The organism is Dokdonia sp. Dokd-P16 (genome assembly GCF_003095655.1).
Taxonomy (GTDB): domain Bacteria; phylum Bacteroidota; class Bacteroidia; order Flavobacteriales; family Flavobacteriaceae; genus Dokdonia.
The window spans coordinates 18,832-41,891 of the sequence record NZ_CP029151.1 but is presented as its reverse complement, the minus strand read 5'-3'; the positions used below and the strand labels follow the sequence as shown (position 1 = coordinate 41,891).

Sequence of the window (23,060 nt, the reverse complement as noted above, 5' to 3'; positions counted from 1 at the left end):
AAGAGCCTCCATATGGAGGCTCTCTTTATTGAAATTCACTGTACTTCTATTCGTACTATTGCTTGACGTTCTTAAGGTCTACTTCGTTTCCATCTTTGTCTAGCATTTTTACTTCGTCAAAGCCCATTTTTTTGAACTGTGCAAATTGTGTTGCAGCATCACCTACTACAAGGTAAGCCATCTTGTTTTCATCAAGATATTTATTTGCAAGCGCTTTGTGCTGCTCTAATGTCATATTACGTATTACGTCTTCCTCTTTCTCAATGTAGTCTGTAGGAAGATCATAAGCGCTACGCTCTTGCAGCATTCCTAATAATGCAAATTGTGTCTCAAAACGACGCGCATTAGATTTAATGAGTGCATTTTTTGTAAAAGCAAGATCCTCCTCAGAGATTCCTTCTTTATACTTTTTGATCTCATCTCTAAAAATCTCCACAGATTCTCCAGTAGTATTCGTACGCACGCTAGAAGAAGCAGTAAATGTACCAGGAAGCTTAGAACCGTTAAAGTAAGTACGCGCTCCGTAAGTATATCCTTTTTCTTCACGTAAGATAAGATTTACAGACCCAGAGAAAGATCCTCCTAGTTTGTAGTTCATTACTTCGGCAGGGTAAAAGTCTTGGTCTGTACGAGCCATTCCTATGTATCCTATGTTAATCACAGATTGCTTTGCTTCTGGAATGTCAACAAATAGGAGTGAGGATTTATCTCTATTATTTGCTACTGGATATTCTGGGATTGTTACTTCTTTTGCTTCCCACTTAGACTCAAGGTCTTTAAGTGCAGCTAGTGCATCTGCTTTATCAATTTTTCCTACGATATGAAAACGACTTACCGAAGGAGAGAAATTAGTATTATAAAAATCCTTTAGATCTTGCATCGTGATGCTATTAACAGACTCCTCTGTACCGCTTGTAGGGTAAGAAAAGATATGATCTTCACCGTATAATACTTTGTTATATACATTACTTGCTACTGCATTAGGATTTGCAGCACTACGCTTAATACCGTTAATAGTAGCGGTCTTGATACGTCCTAGTTCTTCCTCATCCCATCTAGGCTCAAATAAAATTTCTTCTATAAGATCCATGGTAGCGGCAAAGTTACGAGTAAGGGTATTTCCTTGGATGGTAATCGCCTCACGAGAAGTAAACATATTGATACTTGCTCCTAGTAATTCTATCGCTTCTTCTAGCTGCTCAGGAGTTTTATTTGCAGTTCCTTCCATCATAATATCTGTCATAAGGTTTGCAACCCCATTTTTATTGATATTATCAAGTAAGTGACCACCTTCTATAACGAGGTTAAAGTTTACTGTAGGAATCTCATTTTGAGAAATACCATACACTTCAATACCATTAGAAAGCTCTGCTTCCCATGAACTTGGAATTTTAAGCGCTGGTGCTTCTCCTACAGATGGAGGCGTGGCGCGATCAATTTTAGATGGTGTTTTTACTACTTCTGTAACTTCGTCTTCTACTACCTTAGTTACATTCTCTTTTATTTCTTCTTCAACAACGTCTGCTTTAACAGAGTTTTCTACAATAAGATTAAGTTGACCTTTAGGTACAAAACTCGTTTGAACGTATGGCTTCCCTTTTACGTAAGTGTTATACACGCGCATTACATCTTCCTTTGTAACTGCTTTGATATTCTCAATATCTTTTTCAATAAAATCTGGCTCACCAGCAAATACATTATAGCTTGCTAGTTGGAACGCTTTACCGTTTACACTGCTTATGCCGTTGTAAAAACCAGTCTCAAGACCTGCTTTGATACGTTCTACATCTTTATCTGTAACGCCTTCTGCTTCAAATTTTGCAAGACCTTCATCTATTGCCGCTTCAATCTGATCAAGATCTACACCGCTATTTGCAGTGATGATCACGTGAAATTCTCCTGCAATCTCTTGACTATTATTGTAAGCCGTTGTTCTTGAAGTAAGATCTTTTTCTTTTACAAGAATCTTATATAAAGGAGCTTTTTTACCGCTAGCAAGAATTTCAGCTAAGAAATCTAATGCGTAGGCATCATCTGTATACTGCTGCACTGTTGGGTACACACGGTGTAACTGTGGTGCTTGTGCAAAGTTATCCTCGTGGTACAGTTTCTTAGTTTCGGCAATGGTTACTGGCTGTGGCTCAAGTGGAGCTACCTCTTGGCGTTTTTTGATCTCTCCAAAATACTTCTCAATAAGCGCCTTTGCATCTTCCGTTTTAAAATCTCCTGCAAGTACGAGTGTCGCGTTGTTAGGACCATAAAACTTGTCATAAAATTCTTTTACATCTGCTACGGTTGCATTCTGAAGATCCTCTAGTTCGCCTATTACCTGCCAGTTATATGGGTGACCTTCAGGATAGATATTTTTATCTAGTACCCATCCCGTGTGACCATAAGGATTGTTATCTACACGTTGTCTTTTTTCATTCTGAACCACCTCCTGCTGATTTTCAAAAGCAGATTCTGTTACCGTATTAATCAAGAATCCCATACGGTCAGATTCTAACCATAGTACAGTTTCTAGTGCGTTATTAGGCACTGTTTCATAATAGATTGTTCCATCCTTCCAGGTACCTCCATTTAAAGTTCCTCCGGCATCTTGCACCGTTTTAAAGAACTGATCTTGTGGTACATTTTCAGATTCTTGAAAGAGCATATGCTCAAAAAGGTGTGCAAAACCAGTACGTCCAGTCTTCTCACGGTTAGAACCTACGGCATATTGTATGGCAAGTGATACAATAGGATCACTACTATCTTGATGCAGGATCACGTCTAGTCCGTTTTCAAGTTCGTATTTTTCATAGTCTATCGAGAGTTTTGCATCTGCTGCTTGTGCCTTGTCGCCACTAGCATTGTCTTTACACGAGGTAACAACAAAGGCTCCTGCCATAAGGACAAATGCAGCTGTTTTTAAGTTTTTCATGATCTGTGTTTTTTGATTTTTTAAGATTCTGTAAGATAATCTGCAACTTGATAACCTTATCTTAAAATTATGTTAATGACAGAAAATGAGATTGTTAATGTTATTTTCGTAACGATATAGACTTCATTTAGTATTACAAATACTTTTTATTTATGAATTCTGGATCTTCCAGCATTTATTGAAGCTACGTCTCATGCTGCGGTATTTTCTGTAAACGAACAGAAGAATAGTATTTTTGCAGCGCATCCATCAAGGCAGCACACATGAAAAAGCTCAAAAAACCATTGATTATATTATTTATTGTTGCAAACCTATATGCGATTCTCTGTGGAGGTCTATACTTCTTTCAAGACAATCTTATTTTTCATCCGCAGCAGTTGCCGCAGGATTATTACTTTGATTTTGAATATCCGGCAGAGGAGGTTTGGCTCGATGCTCAAGATGGAGCACGCTTACACGGACTTAACTTTCAGGTGGATGAAGCTAAAGGAACCATTTTATACTTTCACGGTAACGCTTCAAGTCTTGCTCGCTGGGGAGAGATTGTACAGTTTTTTGTCAAGAAACAATATAATGTCGTGGTGATGGATTATCGCCAGTATGGCAAGAGTGGAGGAGCGCTTACAGAGCAAAACTTATATGATGATAGTTTGTTGTGGTACGCTTTCGCGAAAGCGCAATATTCCACAACCCCAATAATCAGCTACGGTAGAAGTCTTGGGACAACCTTTGCGACCTATGTGGCAGCTAAAGAAACTGTGAGCCAACTCGTACTAGAAACCCCATTTTATAGTATAGAGAACGAGGCAAGTTCAAGATTTTCAATTCTTCCAGTCAAGAAATTACTCAATTATGAATTTCCTACCTATCGATTTATTAATGATGTAGCATCTCCTATTACAGTGCTTCATGGTACAGAAGACGAAGTGGTCGCATACGATCACGGAAAGCGATTATTTGACAGCATAGATCAAGAAGAAAAGGCATTGATTACTATTGCAGAAGGTGGACATAATAACCTCATTGAGTTTCCTGCTTATGAGGAAGCTATAGATAAGGTTCTTAATTAATTATCGTATCGTTTCTTCCTTGATCCACTTTGCAATGAGGGCTAGTGCCTTTGGAGCCATGGTTTGCTCTATTTCTGAGTATTCAGTTAACGCGCCAGTAGTACTTTCTTGAAAAAGATGATTAAGCCCTTCAAAGGCTACCGTTCTTGTACGCTCATTATTACTAGATGCAAAAGCTTCTTTTATAGCTTCTAGATTCTCTTCATAAGGAACTTGGGAATCCTTTTTACCATTCATTGCGATAATAGGAGTTTTGATTTTACTTAAATATGTACTTGGCTTGGTTCTCAGTAGGCTTATAATTTCGGGAGTGGTGATTTGATTTGTGATGGATGCTACTTGCTGTGCGGGTACATTAGGGCCAAGTTTGTTGAGTAGAGCTGCATTTACTTCATTTTTTAAATCTTTATGATCTTCTGGCGCATTTACAATAATCTCATAAGCGAGGCCCACGATTTCTTGTCCTTGTTGTATTTGTGCTTCTGGTACATTAAGTAACCGTTCTAGTGCTGCTTTTTGTGAGAGCATGAGTTGGTCGCCATCTATTCCAGGTCCTGCGAGCATGACTGTAAAATCTACATCATCATTAGTTGCTGCAATTTGCGGAGCAATAATCCCTCCGATGCTATGACCTATAAAACCAAATTTTGACTCTTTGAGATAAGAGCGTTTTTTAAGATAGTTAAGTGCAGCAGTTGCATCTCTCGTAAACTCATCGATACCTGCTGTTTTAAAAGTTCCAGTAGATTGTCCCACGCCGCGCTCGTCATATCTAAAAACTGCAATCCCTTGCGTGGTGAGGTAATCTGCGAGTACGTAATATAGCTGGTGGCCAAACATATCTCCATCTCTATTCTGCGGGCCGCTACCACTTATGATAATAGCTACGGGAGGATTCTTAATATAATTAGGGAGTGTGAGTGTACCGGCAAGTTGGACATCGTCCTCCTTATTTTTAAAAACGATTTCTTTTGTGGTGTAGTTAAAGGGAGCCTTCGGTTGTTGTGGTCTGTTTAATGTGATCACACCACGCTCGAGGTTGAGTGCTACGGGAAAGTTGTTCTGGATAATATTACCCGTAAAGCTATCATTTTCAAAAGCACCTTTATATGTGATATTAAAATCTGGAAAAGTCGCAACGAGTGTATCGTTTGTAAACGTAGTGGTTGCTGCTTTTCCTGCCATAAGCCCTTGGCTTGGGATATCCATTGTGGTGGCAATAGCGCTATTTTCTTCTTGAATGTGAAAGGCAAAGTCTAGCGTTTGTCCTTGAAAGTTTACGGTGCCTGTCCAGTCGCCAGTAATTTCTTGTGAGTAGGAGGTAAGCGCAATTAAAAAACCTAGGATGAGTGTAAATAAAGCTTTCATAATGTACTAGTAAAGAATATATAGAATACTAAGATACTTGTAAATGTATGGATTGAGGATAAAGTGTTCAAATTTTGGCGAAAGCCTAACAAAAAGAAACCCGAGGCTTGCGCTCTCGGGAATCTAACCAACCAAAGTTGTCTATGGCTGTAATATCAATCGGTACTTTTTAAAATTTAGTAGAAGTTGGCGATTTTTTAATCTTATAAGTAACTGTCGTTACAGAATCATCATCATTGTTATACTCCTCAGAGACCATATTACCGTCTTCATCAAAGTAGCTTACAGAAATTCCGTTTGCCGTTTTTAGTAAGTACACGTCACCCTTTGCTAGTTGGCGCATGGTACCATACTCAGAAGTATTGTTATCACGAGTTCTCATGATAGTATATCCCTCTTCAGATTCTTGAAGGTTAAACTCAGAGTCATTATAGGTATAGGTTACCTCGCGTTTTATGACAGTATCTCCTCGCTGTAAGGTTTGGTTTAATTTTCCTTCCTCTGTAGGATCCAGTTGTGTAGGCGTTACTGTAGATACTTTTTCTGTTTTGTACACAGTCTCGTTACCTAATGAAGATTTTACGGTCGTTCTTGTCGTTGTCGTTTCTTCTATTGTTTCTTGTGCTTGTGCTGCTGTAATTGTAAAAAGCGCTGCACATACTGTATATATTAACTTCTTCATGATGTCTTGTTTTGGTTCTATACAAAAGTACTTATGCAGTCCCTCTATGAGGCTTAAGGGTATCGTAATGCTTTGCTAAGTCTTTGCCAAAGTTTATGTAGTAACCTCCTCTTTCTCTTAAAATATCACAACTTTCGGTTGTTTATATAAGCTTGGTCAGGCAGTCGGTAGATCTATAAATAAGAATTATCTTTGCATCCTGAAAAAAGAGTGGAAAGGTATTTTTTCCGCTTTCGCGAAAGCGTACTATTAATACACATTATTTTATGAAAGCTGGAATCGTAGGATTACCTAACGTAGGGAAGTCAACCCTTTTTAACTGTCTGTCTAATGCCAAAGCGCAAAGTGCAAACTATCCGTTTTGTACTATAGAGCCTAACGTAGGTGTGGTAAATGTACCAGATGAACGTCTGTCAAAACTTGAAGAGCTTGTAAAGCCTGAGCGTGTAGTCCCTGCTACGGTAGAGATTGTAGATATCGCAGGTCTTGTAAAAGGAGCAAGTAAAGGCGAAGGACTAGGAAATCAATTTCTAGGAAACATACGTGAGACAGATGCCATTATACACGTGCTACGTTGTTTTGACAACGATAACATTGTACACGTAGATGGAAGTGTAGATCCTATAAGAGATAAGGAAACGATAGATATCGAGCTACAGCTTAAAGATCTTGAGACTACAGATAAGAAACTCGAAAAAGTAAAAAGAGCATCTCGTACTGGTAATAAAGAAGCGCAAGCAGAAGAAGCGGTGCTTTTAAAAATAAAAGCAGGACTAGAAGCAGGCGTGTCTGTACGAGCAATTGATATAGATGATGATGCGAGAGACGAATTTGTAAAACCATTACAATTTATAACAGACAAGCCAGTGATGTACGTATGTAACGTAGATGAAGGCGCTGCGGTAAATGGAAATGAGTATGTAACAAAGGTACGCGAGGCTGTAAAAGAAGAAAATGCAGAGGTAGTAGTACTTGCTGTAGGTACAGAGGCAGATATTACAGAGCTAGATGATTATGAAGAGCGCCAGATGTTTCTTGCAGATATAGGTCTTGAAGAGCCAGGAAGTGCTGTCTTAATACGTGGAGCTTATAAGTTATTAAACCAGCAAACATACTTTACAGCAGGTGTAAAAGAAGTACGTGCATGGACGGTAAACATAGGAGCAACTGGGCCACAAGCGGCAGGAGTAATCCACACAGACTTTGAGAAAGGCTTTATACGTGCAGAGGTAATACAATATGAAGATTTTGTAACCTATGGTAGCGAGTCAAAAGTACGCGAGGCTGGAAAGCTAGCAGTACAAGGAAAAGAATACATTGTTAAGGATGGAGATGTAATGCATTTCTTATTTAACGTATAAGTACAAGCATCACTAAGTAAAAAGCCTCACTGTGAACACAGTGAGGCTTTTTTTATGATGGTCGTTTGATGGTTAGTCAAGTATGATAAAAGATCGTAAAAGACGTGAAAGTTTATCTGATGTAGTAGATTGTATCGAGTGTACTTTTAGATACGCTTTGATCTCATCCAGCTGCTCTCTATTTTCAATAGTTTGAAAACGCGAGTTGTATTCTTCAAAAAGTGATTTAGGACTTTCTTTATTAATCACTTCAAACACGCTGTGGTGACGCGTATCATGTTTGATTTTAGTATCGTATAAGCTAGTGAGATACGCTTCGTCACCTTCTAATACTTGAAAGAAATTACCAAAAGAGTGTAGTAGTATACCGCGTACACCACGCTCATTATTGCGCTCGTTAGTATGATCAAAGATTTCTTGAATTTCTTCTTCAGATAGATCCTCAGAGGCTTTACTAAAGTAACAGATGGTGTACACAGATTTCATAACTAGGGATCTTGCGGCAAATATAAAAAGATTATGATAAATGTTTAACTATTTTTAAAATTAGAGGGACGTTATTGGAAGTTAGATGAACAGAATTGTGGGGTTTTTCTTTTGTTCTTACTGTTGTTGTTTACTGTTGTGGGACATCTCTCTAAATCTCTCTTCGAAAGGAGACTTTTTTGTTCCTTCACTTTGAAGGTAAGGTTGGGTTGGGATGTTGAGTGTTGGGCGAAGGTTTAATTATTTTTTTTAGTGTTAAAAGTACTAGGGTAGTGGGAGTTATGTAGTGGATTTAAAAAAACTACAAAAAAGTGTTGTTGTAAAGGAAAAAGCACTGTATATTTGCACCCGCAATCAAGCAGATAGCTTGGTGAGGCACTCTAGGAGAATTGGCAGAGTGGTCGAATGCGGCAGTCTTGAAAACTGTTGAGGGTCACACCTCCGGGGGTTCGAATCCCTCATTCTCCGCAAAAGAAACCCGCAACGTTGTTGCGGGTTTTTTGTTTTATACCTCGCCCCAAGCTCGCTTGGTAGGCGAAGGGATAAAACAAAAAACCTAACGAGCTGTGCTCGTTGTAGGTTTCATGCTTGCCCAGGATTCCCCTTTGGGATCACCGTAGGTAATCCCTTTCTAATTTTCACCACTTATTTATATGTAATCTCCGCTTGGTAGGCGAAGGGATAAAACAAAAAACCTAACGAGCCGTGCTCGTTATAGGTTTCATGCTTGCCCAGGATTCCCCTTTGGGATCACCGTAGGTAATCTCTTTCTAATTTTCACCGCTTATTTATTTATAATCTCCGCTTGAATGTAGGGGTAGAAAACAAAAAACCTAACGAGCACCGCTCGTTGTAGGTTTCATGCTTGCCCAGGATTCCCCTTTGGGATCACCCTAGGTAATCCCTTTCTAATTTTCATCAATTATTTATTTATAATCTCCGCTTGAATGTAGGGATAGAAAATAAAAAACCTAACGAGCACAGCTCGTTGTAGGTTTCATGCTTGCGAGGATTCCCCCTCTGGGACCACCGTAGGTAATCCCTTTCTAATTTTCACCAATTATTTATTTATAATCTCCGCTTGAATGTAGGGGTAGAAAACAAAAAACTTAACGAGCACCGCTCGTTAAGGGTTTCATGCTTGGCCAGGATTCCTACTTTGAGATCACCGTAGGTAATCCCTTTCTAATCTTCACCGCTTATTTATTTGTAATCTCCGCTTGAAAGTAGGGGTAGAAAACAAAAAACCTAACGAGCACAGCTCGTTGAAGAACGATATGGAGAGCGAGAACCCTCTAGAATACGTTTGTAATTCAAATTAATAAGTCTCTCTTCTAGTAGCTTCAATGAGCTCATATAGTTACTAAACGTTATTATCCAATATAAAATAAACCAATATATTAGTCATTAAGATGTTATTTACCTATATTTAACTAATATAATAGTCATTTTATGATTGATGTAATAACAATAAAGGACGTAAAAGTAAAGATTGGAGAGGCCTGCAAGCTATTTCGAACATCTAATAGCTTATCACGAGAAGAACTCGCAGAGACTTTAGAAATCTCTAGAGCTACGATTCAAAATATTGAGAATGGTAAGAATGCTACCTTAGACAATGTCTTAAAAGTAGCTAATCATTTTGGCTTATTGCAATCTATTACTAATGAGATAGACAAGGCTGTTACCAATCAAAACGATATTTCATTATACTAGCAGATGACCAGGGATAAAATCATAGACATTATTGTTTTTGGCCAAGAAATTGGCAAGCTAGGGTATGACTTAGATCAAGGAAAGTCTTTTTTTCAATACAATCCAGCATTTCTAGATAGTGGGGCCTACACAAACATATTTCCATTTATCTTCAAGCGTATCAAGCCTGCTCAGGTATTTACAGCATATCATCAAGACACATTTCAAGGCTTACCGCCTATGATTGCAGATTCGTTACCAGATACTTTTGGTAATATTATATTTCAAGAATGGCTCACGGCTCGAGGTATTCAAAAAGTAACACCATTAGAGCAGCTAGCCTATGTAGCAGATCGTGGTATGGGAGCATTAGAATATAAGCCTGTCAAAGAATTACCTACTACAACTACCGTAGATATTAACCAGGTTATTACCATTTTAGAAAAAGTACTCAAACTTAAAGAAGATACTAAAGGAGCAGCATTAAGCGAACTCTCCCTACTCAACGTTTTTAAAATAGGAACTTCGGCTGGTGGGGCTAGGCCTAAAATTCTAGTGTCAGAGCATAAAGAAACTGGAGAAATAATAGCTGGAGACAGCGCGACTAGTGAAGACTACAACCATTATCTCGTTAAACTCCATATAGATGATAGCGAAGGTTATAACAAAGAAAAAGTAGAATATGCCTATTACTTGCTTGCGCAAGAAGCTGGTATACATATGATGCCTTCTAAGCTTATTAATCATAAGCATTTTGCCACCTTACGATATGAAAGACAACATGGTAAAAAACAGCACGCATTAACGGTTACAGGTTTGACAGGTTGGGATTTTAAAAGTCAGCCAGAAAACTCCAGCTATGAGAATGTCTTCAAAGTAGCCTTAGGTTTAAAAGTACCTCATAAAGACTTACAACAGTTGTTCAAGCGTATGGTGTTTAACCTTATCTTTAAAAATGTAGATGATCACTTAAAGAATCATAGTTTCATTTATGATAATGACAATGACCGCTGGAACTTAGGACCCGCTTATGATTTGACCTATGCGCTCAATCCCTTGTTAACATTCAAAAGTACCTCCAGAGCTTTATCTATAAATGGTAAACGTACTGAGATACAACTAAAGGACGTACTAACGATTGCCGAGGAATTTGCAATTAAAAATCCAAAAGGGATTATTGCCGATGTTCAAGAGTTGATCCCAAGATGGATGGAGATAGCGAGTGATTTAGAAGTACCTCAGGAAATTAAAGAAAGCATTAACAATGATTTTGAAGCGTTGCTATAGTTTTCATTTTCGATTCGCTATCCTATCTCTCGCTAAATCAACGGTACTAGAACCCTAATTAAGCACCTCCTTATGCACTCCTTTTCTATAGCAGCGTTCTTCACCTAGGTATAGCGGATTACCGTGTTTTTCTGACCAGAAGCCTTCTAGTAGATCTTTGGTGATGCATTGATAGACTACGACACCTTTGTAGATGGTCTCGTCATCGCCCTTGTAATTAAAATTAATTACCAGAATATTATTCTTAAAGAAACCAGTTCCTTGTTGGCGCTGATCACCACTTATTAGCCAAGTAGCAACGATTCTTTTGTGCTCATCTAGCGCTAGTGTGAGTTCGCCCTCATAACCCGCTGCATCTGCACTTTGGTTGCTTCCTGTGATGGTGTATGTGCCTGCTAGGTCTTCTATGGTCATTGGGGATTATTTTGGATGGTGAAAAGTACGTATTAAACTATAATATTTTCTATCACGCTTTCGCGAAAGCGTAACCGTCTTAACTAAAATATATTATAAGTGTTTAACAAGTAGTTTTGGTATGACAGGATGTTCAAGTCGCGCCATTGTAGGTAATCCCTTTTAACCATTTAGATTTTAACACTGTACAACGTCATATTACTACGTCATTTACGGAGCTACTCGGGTAAAGATGTATATTTTTAGAGCTTGACTATTCATAAGATAACCTAGATTATAGATATAAATGGCAATAAAAAAATCAGAACTCTACTCATCCCTTTGGGAAAGCTGTGATAAACTAAGAGGTGCTGGCGGTATGGACGCCTCACAATATAAAGATTACGTACTTACGATGCTTTTTGTAAAGTATGTGAGTGATAAATATACGGGCGATGCAATGAGTCTTATAGCAGTACCAGAAGGTGCTTCTTTTGATGACATGGTGGCGCTTAAAGGGCAACCAGACATAGGTGACCGTATCAATAAAGAAATACTACGACCGCTTTTTGCATCAAACGGACTAGAAGGCTCGCTAGAGATTGTAGATTTTAATGATGATGAAAAACTGGGCAGTGGTAAAGAGAAGGTAGAACTGCTTTCTAAGCTTATTGCCATTTTTGAAAACCCTGCGCTTAACTTTAAAAACAACCGTGCCGAAGATGATGATGTGCTAGGCGATGCCTACGAGTTTTTAATGCGTCACTTTGCAACGGAGTCCGGTAAAAGTAAAGGGCAATTTTATACACCTGCAGAGGTATCTAGAATCTTATCTAAAGTAATAGATGTACATAAAGCAGACAAGCCATCGTTTACGGCTTATGACCCAACTTGTGGTTCTGGTTCGCTATTATTAAAAGTAGCTGGCGAAGCACAAAATGGCTTAACACTCTACGGTCAAGAAAAAGATGTAGCGACTAAAGGGCTTGCCATTATGAATATGTGGCTGCACGGCTATCCAGAAGCTTCTATTGCTGGTAAAAATACCATCGCATCTCCACAGTTTAAAGATGAGAACGGCCAGTTAAAACGCTTTGACTTTGTAGTGGCAAATCCACCGTTTTCTATTAAGAATTGGGACAGTGGTATTGTACCGCTAGATGATGTGTATAACCGTTTTAGAGGCTATGGCGTGCCACCAGATAAAAATGGTGATTATGCCTTTTTACTACACATTATCGCATCGCTTAAAAGTACCGGTAAAGGCGCTATTATTTTGCCGCACGGTGTCCTCTTTAGAGGGAATGCAGAGGCTGCCATTAGACAAAACATTATAGAACGCAAGTTGATTAAAGGTGTGATAGGCTTGCCAGCCAACTTGTTTTACGGTACCGGTATCCCTGCTTGTATTATTGTGATAGATAAAGAAGATACAGACAGCCGCGAGGGCATCTTTATGATGGACGCCAGCAAAGGCTTTATAAAAGACGGAAACAAAAACCGACTGCGTGAGCAAGACATTCACCAGATTGTAGATGTGTTTAACACACAGACCGAGGTAGAAAAGTACGCACGTTTTGTCTCTTTTAGCGAGATTGAGAAAAACGAGTACAACCTTAACATACCGCGCTATATAGATACCCAAGAGGCAGAAGATATACAAGACCTCAATGCACACCTTAACGGTGGCATACCAGATGGTGATATAGACGGCTTGCAACGCTTTTGGGAAGTATATCCTACGCTCAAATCTCATTTGTTTTCTCGCTTTCGCGAAAGCTACTCACAATTAAACGTAGCTGCCAGTGATATAAAAAGTGCCATTTACGAGCACCCAGAATTTACGGCGTATAGTGATGAGTTGGCATTGGTTTTTGATAGTTGGAAAGACAAAATCTATGACGACCTACAAGGTATTAATGAACATACTGCGCCAAAAAAACTAGAAAAACACATCTCTGAAGCGCTCTTACACGAGTACAACGGTAAACCACTGGTAAATCCCTATGCGATGTACCAGCATTTTATGGATTACTGGAATGATATGATGAAGGATGATGTGTACCTACTTGCCGAAGACGGCTGGGTGGCAAAACCAAACGTATACTAGAAAAAAACAGCAAAGGCAGAGAGGTAGATAAAGGCTGGACCTGTGACTTGATTCCTAAGCAATTGGTGATAGATAATTATTTAGCCGAAGAGCAACAATCCTTAAACGACTTGGTAAGCACCTTAGAAACCAAGCAAGCCGAAATTACAAGTTATAACGAAGAACACGCTGGTGAAGAAGGACTACTAGCCGATGCTACTAATGATAAAGGCGTTATTACCAAAACCACACTCACCAAATACCTAAAAAGCATAAAAGGCGATACAAGTGAAAAAGGTGCCTATGATTTGGGTAATAAATTATTGACCGCTTTCGCGAAAGAAGCCACCCTAAAAAAACAGATTAAAACAGCCGAAACCGAACTAGACGAGCTCACCCTAAAGAAATTTGGTGCCCTTACCGAAGCCGAAGTACGCACGCTAGTAGTAGATAAAAAATGGTTACAGACGATAAGCGACTTGTTACAAGCAGAAATAGACAGCATCTCACAACGCCTAACTGGGCGTATAAAAGAACTGGCAGAACGTTATGAAAACGCTTTACCACAACTCACCGAGCAAGCCACAACTGCCGAAGAAAAAGTAGCCAGCCACCTTGCAAAAATGGGATTGGTATGGAGTTAGAAATAAAACAAGGCGCTGCCTTGAGCTTGCCGCAAGGTTATAAGCAAACTGAGGTTGGATTGATTCCTGAGGATTGGGAAGTAAATTATTTAGGTAATGTGTCATTTGTAACCAAGTTAGCTGGTTTTGAGTACACCTTACATTTTAATAGCTATAAAGATGGAGGAGATATAATAGTTGTGAGAGGAACTAATATTACTCACAATAAGATGGATTTAAGTGATGTAAAGACCATTCCATCTGCGACTTCAAACAAACTTTTAAGAAGTAAATTATTTAAGAATGATTTAGTTTTTGCTTACGTTGGAACAATTGGACCAATCTTCTTAATTGATGAGAATGATAAATATCATTTAGGACCAAATACCGCAAAAATTTCAGTCGAAAAAGAATTAGATTCAAAATACCTCTATCATTTTTTTACAAGTGTCTTTATAGAAAATGAAATTTATGAGACAACTAGTGTTGGTGCACAGCCAAGTTTGTCAATGACAAAAATTAGAAGTTTCAAAATCGTTACACCAACCCTAGCCGAACAAAAAGCCATTGCCACGGCATTAAGTGATGTAGATGAGTTGATAAGCAGTCTAGACGCACTCATCGCCAAAAAGAAAGCCATCAAACAAGGCGCAATGCAACAGTTGTTAACGCCACCTAGCAAAGCCTGTGCTGAGCCTGGTCGAAGTAGTAGTAAACGATTGGATGGTTTTGATGGGGATTGGGAAGAAAGAACAATAAAGGAATTAGCTAAAACATTCACTAAGCAAACTGGTTTTGACTACTCCAGCCACATTAAGCCTACTTTAATTCCTAAAAAGAAACGAGGATATATACCCTTCATACAGAACAAAGATTTTTTAGGTCACAATGTCAATTTTGATACTGATTATTATATTCCAGAAGATGTAGCTATTCGATTTCCAATGATTTTATTGAACGAAAGGTGTCTAATGATTTCAATTTCTGGAAGTATTGGAAAAGTTGGGGTGTTTAATAATAAACAAATTGCTTTTATAGGAGGAGCTGTTTCTGTAGGTAAGTTTCATAATCCAGATTACTTAGATTGGGTAATGAACTATCTTCAATCAGAAGCAGGTCAAAATATGATGCTTAAAGATGTAAAGGCAGGTTCTCATCAAAATCTAATTTTAGATGACATTAGAAAAATGATTATTCCATTTCCTGACTTTAAAGAGCAAAAAGCAATTAATAAAATCCTCTCAGATATGAATAAAGAATTGGAGGAGCTTACCACCAAAAAAGAGAAGTACGAGCAAATTAAACAAGGGATGATGCAGGAGTTGCTTACTGGTAAAACTAGGTTGGTGTGATGGAGATATTTCAAATAATAGTTACCCTAGTAATCGGTATATCGCAAGTCGTTTTAACTATTCTGGCATTTAGATTTTCAAATAATTTTCAGAAGCAGCAAGTAGCTCTGGCAAAACAAAATGCATCAATCGCTCACGACAAAATGCAAATGGAATTGCATACTAAGTTCAGTGATGAATTTGAAGAGTTGCTCCCTAACCTATTGATTCTATTTGACTCTGAATCACCTAAAAACAAGACTGCTTATGGTGAAGAACAAGAAGCAATAAATACGCTTACCATAAGAAAATATTTCAACCTCTGTGCAGAAGAATTTTACTGGTATAAAAAGGGCCGCATAGATAAAGAAGTTTGGAATAGTTGGCGAGAAGGAATGAACGACTTCTATAGTATGAGTCCGCTTATGCAGGAGCTTTGGGAAGATAACAGCAAAGACGGTGGTTACAAAGCTTATTATTTAAATGGTCCTACGGATTTGTTTGATGTTGTAAAGAAAATATTATGAGCCATAAAGTAGATGCCTACACCATTTATGATATTGCAAAATGGCAAGTAGAGCTAGAAGAAAATACAGATAAAGAAGAAGTAAATACTGGTGGAATACAATTACCTACTTTGCAACGTGGTTTTGTATGGCAACCACATCAAATGGAAGCCTTATGGGATTCTATTTTAAGAGGTTATCCTGTTGGTAGTTTGTTAATGTCTCAAGACATTCATAAAACTAAATATTTACTAGATGGCCAGCAACGATGTACGACCATAGCGTTAGGGTTTCAAAATCCACTCAGAACATTAAAAAGTGGTTTACTTAATGTCAAAAAGGAAAATATTCCATCAATTTGGATAGATTTAAAACCGTTACAAGAAAACCAAAATGGCTTACGCTTTGCTGTACGTGTATTAACTCGTTCACATCCTTGGGGTTATCGTTTAAATGACCACACCAAGAGGTTATCGATGGCAGACCAAAGAAATGCACTAGAGTACTTTAGAAAAAAATCAGGAGAGCAGTCTTTAGGTTTTTCTCAATTAGATATGGGACTACGTTCTCCTTGGGATTGCTATTATCCTGTTCCGTTAGCACTAATTCTAGAAACAGACAAAAGCGATTTAAAATCCACACTAGAACATACTTTAATAAACGTAGAGACCAAACACGGTATTTGCGATTACAATAAAATAGAAGAAGACTGGCTCGATGCGCTTTATAAAGGTATCGATAGTGCTAAATCACTACTCTTACCAGAGATTGTAGTAGACAAAAGCAGTATGGAAGAAGGAGATGTTAATACAAACAATGAAACAGGGGAAGATGCTGTTTTGTTTTTAAGATTAAATTCATCTGGCACTAGAATCTCTGGACAAGAGCTTATTTATTCCCTTATTAAAGCATCTTTACCGGAGGCAAAAGAACTAGTAGAAGAAATAGGATTAAATTTCATTTCGCCTACCACCGTAATTAATTTATTTGTTCGTTTCACAAAAATGAAGCGTAGAGATTTTCAATCTTTCGAGCGCGTAATAAGCTTGCAGGATTTTAGAAAACTACTGGTAGAGGACGGATTCAAAGAAGATTTAAAGACTTTTATTCTTAGTAAAGAAGCAAAAAGCTTAATGGATAAAGCTGTCGTAATTATAAACGACCATCCATCCCAATTACCTTCTATTTTTTCTAAAGAAGTATTGTCTAAAAACACAGACTTGCTTTTAGCGTTATTGGTATTTGTTTTTAAAAATAAAGAGTTGAATGCTAAAAATAAAAAAGAAATAAGAAGTGCTTTTCTTCATAGCACGTTGTACTCTGGCAGTAAAGAAAAACGTAAAATCACACCTAAGTTTTACAATAGACTTGTAGATAATAATTGGCAAGATTGGAGTAATGTATGGTCCACAGTATCTCTTCAAAAGCATAACGAATTACCACCTTTATTAGATCCTTTTGTTTTTAGTGATTTTTTAAATGAAGTTCGCAAGAAGTATTTAGAAGATAGAAATCAGCATCTATTTTGGTTTGATTGGCTCAAAGAAATTTTCAGAGAAAATGAATCTTATTTAAACCTTTTACCCATTCGGTATAAAATTTCAGAAGAAGCAGATGAACAGTTAGCAACAGAACAAAAAATCGAACAAGCAGTCCATTATTGGAGAAGTTTATGTCATTTTGTCTTTTGGAACAAACAGTTTTTGACAGTTGTACAGCGTGAATATTTCAACAATGAATTTGATGAGTTTATGGCTTTTGAAGGAATAGAAGATACAAACAAACCTTGGGATTGGGATCACATATATCCAAATAGCTGGATATATCGCAAAACAAAAATTTCTGTTTTAGTTAAATGGTTAATTAATTCAAACGGAAACTTTAGAGCATTGTCTTTCAATGAGAATAGAAGTCAGAGTAATAATCAGTCCCCAGAGATGAGGTTTAGAGATAATACCCAAGCTCAAAAAGATAGCTTTATTTGTGATAATGATATGACCTATTGGATGGCACTCACAAATGCAGATAGTCGTTTAAAAGAAGGAGAACCAAAAGTAAATGATTTTGTAAATGCTGTTTTAACAAGAATTGATAATATCTATAAAGATACTTATCAAGTAATTTTTGAACTACAAAACAATTAAACTATGACCACTAACCATATAGGCAAATCAGAACGCGACTCTCAAAATAGAATTATAGAACTGTTCCAAAACGAACTGCACTATACCTATTTGGGTAATTGGGAAGAGCAAGAACGTACGCAGCCCATAGAAGAGCAGTTGCTTTTTGATTACTTAATTAAAGATGGTAAGTATTCTAGAAACCTGGCTCAAAAAGCAGTTGATAAGTTGGTCAAAGCAGCTACGAGTTTATCTGGTGACTTGTATGAAACCAATAAAGAAGTTTATAAACTCTTGCGTTATGGTGTTACCGTACGTGAAGACTTAGGGCAACCTAAAGAAACCGTATGGCTCATAGATTGGAAAAATCCAGTAACTAACGAGTTTGCAGTTGCTGAAGAAGTAACCGTAAAAGGAAAACATAACAAACGTCCAGATGTTGTCATATTTGTAAATGGTATAGCTGTAGGTGTCATCGAGTTAAAAAGAAGTAAAGTAGGCGTGTCAGAAGGAATCCGTCAAAATTTAGACAATCAGAAACCAGAATTTATAGAAAAGTACTTTACCACAATGCAGCTGGTAATGGCTGGTAATGACACCCAAGGTTTACGTTATGGTACCATTGAAACCTCTGAGAAGTATTATTTAAAGTGGAAAGAAGAAAGCACAAAGGAATTTGACTATTTAATAGATAAACAAATCAGTCAACTTTGCGAGAAATCAAGATTGCTAGAACTCATACACGACTTTGTGGTTTTTGACAAAGGCACAAAGAAATTGTGTAGACCCAATCAATATTTTGGTATTACTGCTGCACAAACACACGTAAAAACTAAAACTGGCGGAATCTTATGGCATACCCAAGGTTCTGGAAAGAGTCTAACTATGGTATGGCTTACTAAATGGATACGCGAGAACGTAAAGGATAGTCGTGTATTGATTATTACAGATAGGCAAGAACTAGATGACCAGATAGAAAAACTATTTACAGGTGTAAATGAAACCATCTACAGAACCAAAAGTGGTCGCGACCTTCTAGCTACGCTCAATGAAAAAAATGAATCGCTGGTGTGTAGTCTTGTGCATAAATTCGGTAGAAAATCTGACGAAGGTGATTATGATTCCTATATAGAAGAATTAAAAAACAGTCTGCCTACAGATTTTAAAGCCAAAGGAGATATTTATGTTTTTGTAGACGAGTGTCACCGCACGCAATCCGGTAAGCTACACGATGCGATGAAGATGATTTTGCCAGACTCGCTATTTATAGGTTTTACAGGAACACCACTACTTAAAAAAGACAAACAGAAAAGTATTGAAGTCTTTGGTCCGTACATAGGCGATCCATATAAATTTGACGAAGCCGTAGAAGATGGCGTTGTACTCGATTTATTATATGAAGCCCGTGATGTAGAGCAGTTCATCACAGACCAGCAAAGTATAGATGAATGGTTTGAAGCAGAAACACGAGGACTCACCGATGTAGCCAAAATTCAGCTTAAACAAAAGTGGGGCACAATGCAAAAGGTGCTAGGTTCTAAATCTAGACTGGAGAAAATAGTATTTGATATTGTAAAGGATTTTAAAGTAAAGCCTCGACTTTCCACTGGAGAAGGAAATGCAATGCTTGTTTCTGGATCTGTATACCAAGCTTGTAAATACTATGAATTGTTTCAAAATGCAGGATTTACAAATTGTGCTATTATTACTTCCTATCAACCACATCACGGCGACATCAAAGGAGAAGAAACTGGTGAAGATAGTCCAACTGATAAACTCTTAAAGTATGAGGTGTACACTAAAATGCTTAAAGGACAATCTACAGAGGATTTTGAAGCTTTCGCGAAAGCGCAATTCATAAAAGAGCCTAATAAAATGAAGTTGCTTATTGTAGTAGATAAGCTTTTAACAGGTTTTGACGCACCATCTGCCACTTATCTATACATAGATAAAAATATGCAGGATCACGGCTTATTCCAAGCCATATGCCGTGTTAATAGAGTAGATACAGATGATAAAGATTATGGCTATATCGTAGATTATAAAGACTTGTTCAAAAGCCTTCAGAAATCAATAGGCGACTATACCTCAGAAGTATTCGATGATTATGATGAAGACGACGTAAAAGGATTATTAAAAGATCGTTTTACCGAAAGTAAAGAACGTCTAGAGACAGCTCTAGAAGTATTACGAGCAATGTGCGAACCAGTCCATCCTAAAGATGAGCCTACGTTTATTAAATTTTTCTGTGGAAACACAGAGAATCCACAAGACATAAAATCTACCGAAGAAAAACGTGTAGGTCTTTACAAAGCAACAGTAAGTCTTATTAGAGCTTATGCAAACGTGGCAAATGAAATCCATAAACTAGGATACAGTAGTAAACAAGCACAAGACATCAAAGAAGAGGTAAAATACTATTCAGATTTGCGCGAGACTATAAAAAGAGCTAGTGGTGACTACATAGACTTAAAGCGTTTTGAGCCTGGTATGAGACAGTTAATGGATATGTACCTAGATGCAAAGTCAAGCAAGAAAATCTCTGATTTTGAAAACAAATCATTAGTAGATTTAATAGTTCACGTTTCTGAACCAAGTGCAGAGTATCAATCAAAAAACAGAAGAGAAGCCGTTGCAGAAACGATTGAGAATAACGTTAGAAAAGCAATTGTAGAAGAAGCAAAAGCAAACCCTAAGTATTACGAGAAGATGTCTGCCTTGCTAGACGAACTTATTTTACTAAGAAAGGAAGAAACCATTTCTTATGCCGAGTATCTAGAAAAGATTAAAGAATTAGCATCAAAAGTGGCAACACCATCAAGCAGCTCTAATTATCCAGATACGCTCAACACTAGGGCAAAGCAGGCACTTTATGATAATTTAGAAAACAATGAACACCTTGCACTTACGGTACATTCAACTATTATTGAGAATAAACTAGACGGCTGGCGTGATGGTGGCATTAAAGAAAAAAAATTAATGCTCGCCGTAGGTAGAGTGGTTAACGATATTGATACTACCTTGCATATTATGGAAATTATAAAAGCCCAAAATGAGTATTAAAACAGAAACGATTGCATTTGCAAATGTTGAAGTAGAGATAATGCGCAAGGACATAAAAAATATGCACCTTGCCGTGTATCCTCCAAATGGTGCTATAAAATTATCAGTTCCTAATAAAACAGATGATGAGGTGGTACGTCTCTTTGCTATTTCAAAACTGGGATGGATTAAAAAGAATGTCAAAAACTTTAAAGAACAAGCAAGAGAAACAAAACGTGATTATGTTTCTGGAGAGAGCCATTACTTTAAAGGTCAGCGATATTTGTTAAACGTTCATCATCACAATGGATATAACAAAGTAGAAATTACAGGTACAAATAAAATCGAACTCTGGGTAAAATCCACAGCTACCGTTGAAGAAAAAGCATCAGTAATGAAAGAATGGTATCGCAAAGAATTGAAGTCTCAAATACCTGAGCTACTTGTAAAATGGGAGAAAATCATCGGTGTCCAATCTAATCATTGGGGTGTCAAACAAATGAAAACCAAATGGGGCGCTTGTAATGTAGACGCTAAACGTATTTGGTTAAATTTAGAGCTTGCCAAAAAACCAAAGATTTGCCTTGAATATATATTAGTTCACGAGCTTGTGCATCTTCACGAAAGAAATCACAATGCACGTTTCATCTCACTAATGAATCAATTTATGCCCAAATGGAGAATGCATAGAGATGAATTGAATAGTTTGCCCATAGTTCATAATGATTGGGGTTATTAAAAATTAAAACACCTCACTCACTCTCCACCACGCCCCACATACAACTCCATCGTTTTCTTATACTTTAACGCACCTTTCATACTTAGATCATTAATAAAATTATCTAGCTCAGGGTGATTGCGGGCAGTCCAGGCTACTAGGGAGTCGCGTTCTTGATAACAACCCATTTTTATTGAAGCTATTGCATGATTTGCATAACAATCTTTAACCACTCAATAAACTAGCAGGCTGACTGTTATATAGCTGCAATAGGTGGTACAATAGTTGTTTAAGATGAAGTTATAATGTATTTTTGTATTAGATATAAAGTGATGAATAATAAAACGTTACATATAAATAAACCTTCTAAGAAGCTACTTTCTTCTGTGCGCTCTCTCAAAGAAGATAAAGAAATCAACAAAAAGGAGTTGCTTTCTAAAAAGGATTTATACTTCAAAAAGTAAATTCTTTACTCACTATTCCCCACCACGCCCCACATACAACGCCACCGCTTTCTTATACTTTATCGCGCCTTTCATACTCAGATCGTTAATAAAATTGTCTAGCTCAGGGTGATTGCGGGCGGTCCAGGCTACTAGGGAGTCGCGTTCTTGTTGCCACACATCCCAGTTTACATCTTTACAGGTGATTTCTTCTAGCTTAGTAATCTTGCCTTCATGGAAGTATATTTTATGACTGCAGGTGAGTGGGTTATTCTTTAAAAATGCAAACCGTAGCGAGCTCACGGCTACCGTAGCGATTACTTGCTCGCTGTCACTTTCTATGGAAACCACCTTGTAGGAGGGCTTAAACACAGAGTCCCACTTAAACTGCTCGTAGTAGCTTTCTTTGTTAAAGGGCATCACATAATCTCCCGCCGTGATGGTGATGCTATCGCTTATCAATCGGCTCATTTCCTTATAATTTCCTTCGGCAACGGCCTTGTAGTAGGCAGTAACGGTTTCTTTGGAGGTCGCTTCTTGCTGTGTGCATCCCGTGAGTATGCAGAGTAGGGTGAGGAGGAATAGGGTATATTTCATAGCGCGTGAATAGATGAATGCTGCCCTAAATATAGCATCTTTTATAGCGCCCTAGCTTGCAAATGACGTACGATATAAGAGGTGTTTATGATACGCTTTCGCGAAAGCGTACTAACTCTACATTAAAGGAGTCTCAAGATACATTTGGCGCACTTTTTAGGATGACCATATAGAGAGGAAGCCTATACACCTACGTAGTGAAAGCGTAATGGATTGAGACAGGTTTGCTTTCGCGAAAGCGTAATAACTGCGCACTACGTTTATCTACAGATCATGAGGGTATATACATACATAAGCCTTCACTAGCGTTGAGTACTAGAAAG

General features: G+C 37.8%; 19 protein-coding genes and 1 tRNA gene. 13 read left to right on the top strand and 7 right to left on the bottom strand.

Annotated elements, in window-relative coordinates:
• Positions 1–55 precede the first annotated feature (55 nt).
• Positions 56–2,923 carry a M16 family metallopeptidase gene (locus tag DCS32_RS00130; RefSeq protein WP_108876454.1) on the bottom strand — a complete coding sequence of 956 codons (2,868 nt, stop codon included), beginning with the start codon at positions 2,921–2,923 and terminating at the stop codon, positions 56–58.
• Between the two features lie 263 nt (positions 2,924–3,186).
• Here DCS32_RS00130 and DCS32_RS00125 point away from each other — a divergent pair, with 263 nt between their 5' ends.
• Positions 3,187–3,993, top strand: coding sequence for an alpha/beta hydrolase (locus tag DCS32_RS00125; RefSeq protein WP_108876453.1), 807 nt, complete (start codon positions 3,187–3,189; stop codon positions 3,991–3,993).
• Here the strand turns inward: DCS32_RS00125 and DCS32_RS00120 are convergent, their stop codons facing one another.
• A complete protein-coding gene (locus DCS32_RS00120) occupies positions 3,994–5,361 on the bottom strand; it encodes an alpha/beta hydrolase family protein (protein ID WP_108876452.1) in 1,368 nt (455 codons plus the stop codon). It abuts the gene before it with no gap.
• Between the two features lie 169 nt (positions 5,362–5,530).
• Positions 5,531–6,043, bottom strand: coding sequence for a hypothetical protein (locus tag DCS32_RS00115; protein WP_108876451.1), 513 nt, complete (start codon positions 6,041–6,043; stop codon positions 5,531–5,533).
• 266 nt (positions 6,044–6,309) lie between these two features.
• On the opposite strand from DCS32_RS00115, the gene ychF reads away from it, so the two are divergent.
• Complete coding sequence (gene ychF, locus DCS32_RS00110; protein ID WP_108876450.1) at positions 6,310–7,404, top strand: redox-regulated ATPase YchF; 1,095 nt, start codon at positions 6,310–6,312, stop codon at positions 7,402–7,404.
• Between the two features lie 72 nt (positions 7,405–7,476).
• Here ychF and DCS32_RS00105 read toward each other — a convergent pair whose 3' ends face one another.
• Entirely contained in the window at positions 7,477–7,890 is a 414-nt protein-coding gene (locus DCS32_RS00105) for a BLUF domain-containing protein (protein WP_108876449.1), read from the bottom strand.
• Positions 7,891–8,273: 383 nt separating this feature from the next.
• Between DCS32_RS00105 and DCS32_RS00100 the strand changes: the two genes are divergently transcribed.
• From DCS32_RS00100 to DCS32_RS00090, 3 genes are all read left to right on the top strand, one after another.
• Positions 8,274–8,358: transfer RNA gene (locus DCS32_RS00100), tRNA-Ser, on the top strand.
• Positions 8,359–9,342: 984 nt separating this feature from the next.
• On the top strand, positions 9,343–9,606 hold the full coding sequence (locus DCS32_RS00095) for a helix-turn-helix transcriptional regulator (RefSeq protein WP_108876448.1): 264 nt from the start codon (positions 9,343–9,345) through the stop codon (positions 9,604–9,606).
• Positions 9,607–9,609: 3 nt separating this feature from the next.
• Positions 9,610–10,872, top strand: coding sequence for a type II toxin-antitoxin system HipA family toxin (locus DCS32_RS00090; protein WP_108876447.1), 1,263 nt, complete (start codon positions 9,610–9,612; stop codon positions 10,870–10,872).
• Between the two features lie 54 nt (positions 10,873–10,926).
• Here DCS32_RS00090 and DCS32_RS00085 read toward each other — a convergent pair whose 3' ends face one another.
• Positions 10,927–11,286, bottom strand: a complete 360-nt coding sequence (locus DCS32_RS00085) for a hypothetical protein (protein ID WP_108876446.1) — start codon at positions 11,284–11,286, stop codon at positions 10,927–10,929.
• 286 nt (positions 11,287–11,572) lie between these two features.
• Between DCS32_RS00085 and DCS32_RS00080 the strand changes: the two genes are divergently transcribed.
• The 7 genes from DCS32_RS00080 to DCS32_RS00055 all read left to right on the top strand — a co-directional run bounded on the left by DCS32_RS00080 (position 11,573) and on the right by DCS32_RS00055 (position 21,718).
• Positions 11,573–13,375, top strand: a complete 1,803-nt coding sequence (locus tag DCS32_RS00080) for a type I restriction-modification system subunit M (protein WP_239057540.1) — start codon at positions 11,573–11,575, stop codon at positions 13,373–13,375.
• Positions 13,376–13,440: 65 nt separating this feature from the next.
• A complete protein-coding gene (locus DCS32_RS16195) occupies positions 13,441–13,998 on the top strand; it encodes a hypothetical protein (protein ID WP_239057539.1) in 558 nt (185 codons plus the stop codon).
• Entirely contained in the window at positions 13,989–15,329 is a 1,341-nt protein-coding gene (locus DCS32_RS00075) for a restriction endonuclease subunit S (protein WP_108876445.1), read from the top strand. Before DCS32_RS16195 ends, DCS32_RS00075 begins: the two co-directional genes overlap by 10 nt.
• Positions 15,329–15,835 carry a hypothetical protein gene (locus DCS32_RS00070; RefSeq protein WP_108876444.1) on the top strand — a complete coding sequence of 169 codons (507 nt, stop codon included), beginning with the start codon at positions 15,329–15,331 and terminating at the stop codon, positions 15,833–15,835. Before DCS32_RS00075 ends, DCS32_RS00070 begins: the two co-directional genes overlap by 1 nt.
• A complete protein-coding gene (locus DCS32_RS00065) occupies positions 15,832–17,958 on the top strand; it encodes a DUF262 domain-containing protein (RefSeq protein ID WP_108876443.1) in 2,127 nt (708 codons plus the stop codon). Before DCS32_RS00070 ends, DCS32_RS00065 begins: the two co-directional genes overlap by 4 nt.
• A gap of 3 nt (positions 17,959–17,961) precedes the next feature.
• On the top strand, positions 17,962–21,000 hold the full coding sequence (locus tag DCS32_RS00060; RefSeq protein ID WP_108876442.1) for a type I restriction endonuclease subunit R: 3,039 nt from the start codon (positions 17,962–17,964) through the stop codon (positions 20,998–21,000).
• On the top strand, positions 20,990–21,718 hold the full coding sequence (locus DCS32_RS00055) for a M48 family metallopeptidase (RefSeq protein ID WP_108876441.1): 729 nt from the start codon (positions 20,990–20,992) through the stop codon (positions 21,716–21,718). Before DCS32_RS00060 ends, DCS32_RS00055 begins: the two co-directional genes overlap by 11 nt.
• A 17-nt stretch (positions 21,719–21,735) precedes the next feature.
• Here the strand turns inward: DCS32_RS00055 and DCS32_RS16015 are convergent, their stop codons facing one another.
• Positions 21,736–21,930, bottom strand: a complete 195-nt coding sequence (locus DCS32_RS16015; protein ID WP_162533550.1) for a hypothetical protein — start codon at positions 21,928–21,930, stop codon at positions 21,736–21,738.
• A 99-nt stretch (positions 21,931–22,029) separates the two neighbouring features.
• Here DCS32_RS16015 and DCS32_RS16255 point away from each other — a divergent pair, with 99 nt between their 5' ends.
• Complete coding sequence (locus DCS32_RS16255; RefSeq protein WP_262497451.1) at positions 22,030–22,161, top strand: hypothetical protein; 132 nt, start codon at positions 22,030–22,032, stop codon at positions 22,159–22,161.
• A 12-nt stretch (positions 22,162–22,173) separates the two neighbouring features.
• Here DCS32_RS16255 and DCS32_RS00050 read toward each other — a convergent pair whose 3' ends face one another.
• The gene (locus tag DCS32_RS00050; RefSeq protein ID WP_108876440.1) at positions 22,174–22,737 is read right to left on the bottom strand and encodes a hypothetical protein; all 564 of its coding nucleotides are present in this window, start codon (positions 22,735–22,737) and stop codon (positions 22,174–22,176) included.
• Positions 22,738–23,060 lie beyond the last annotated feature (323 nt).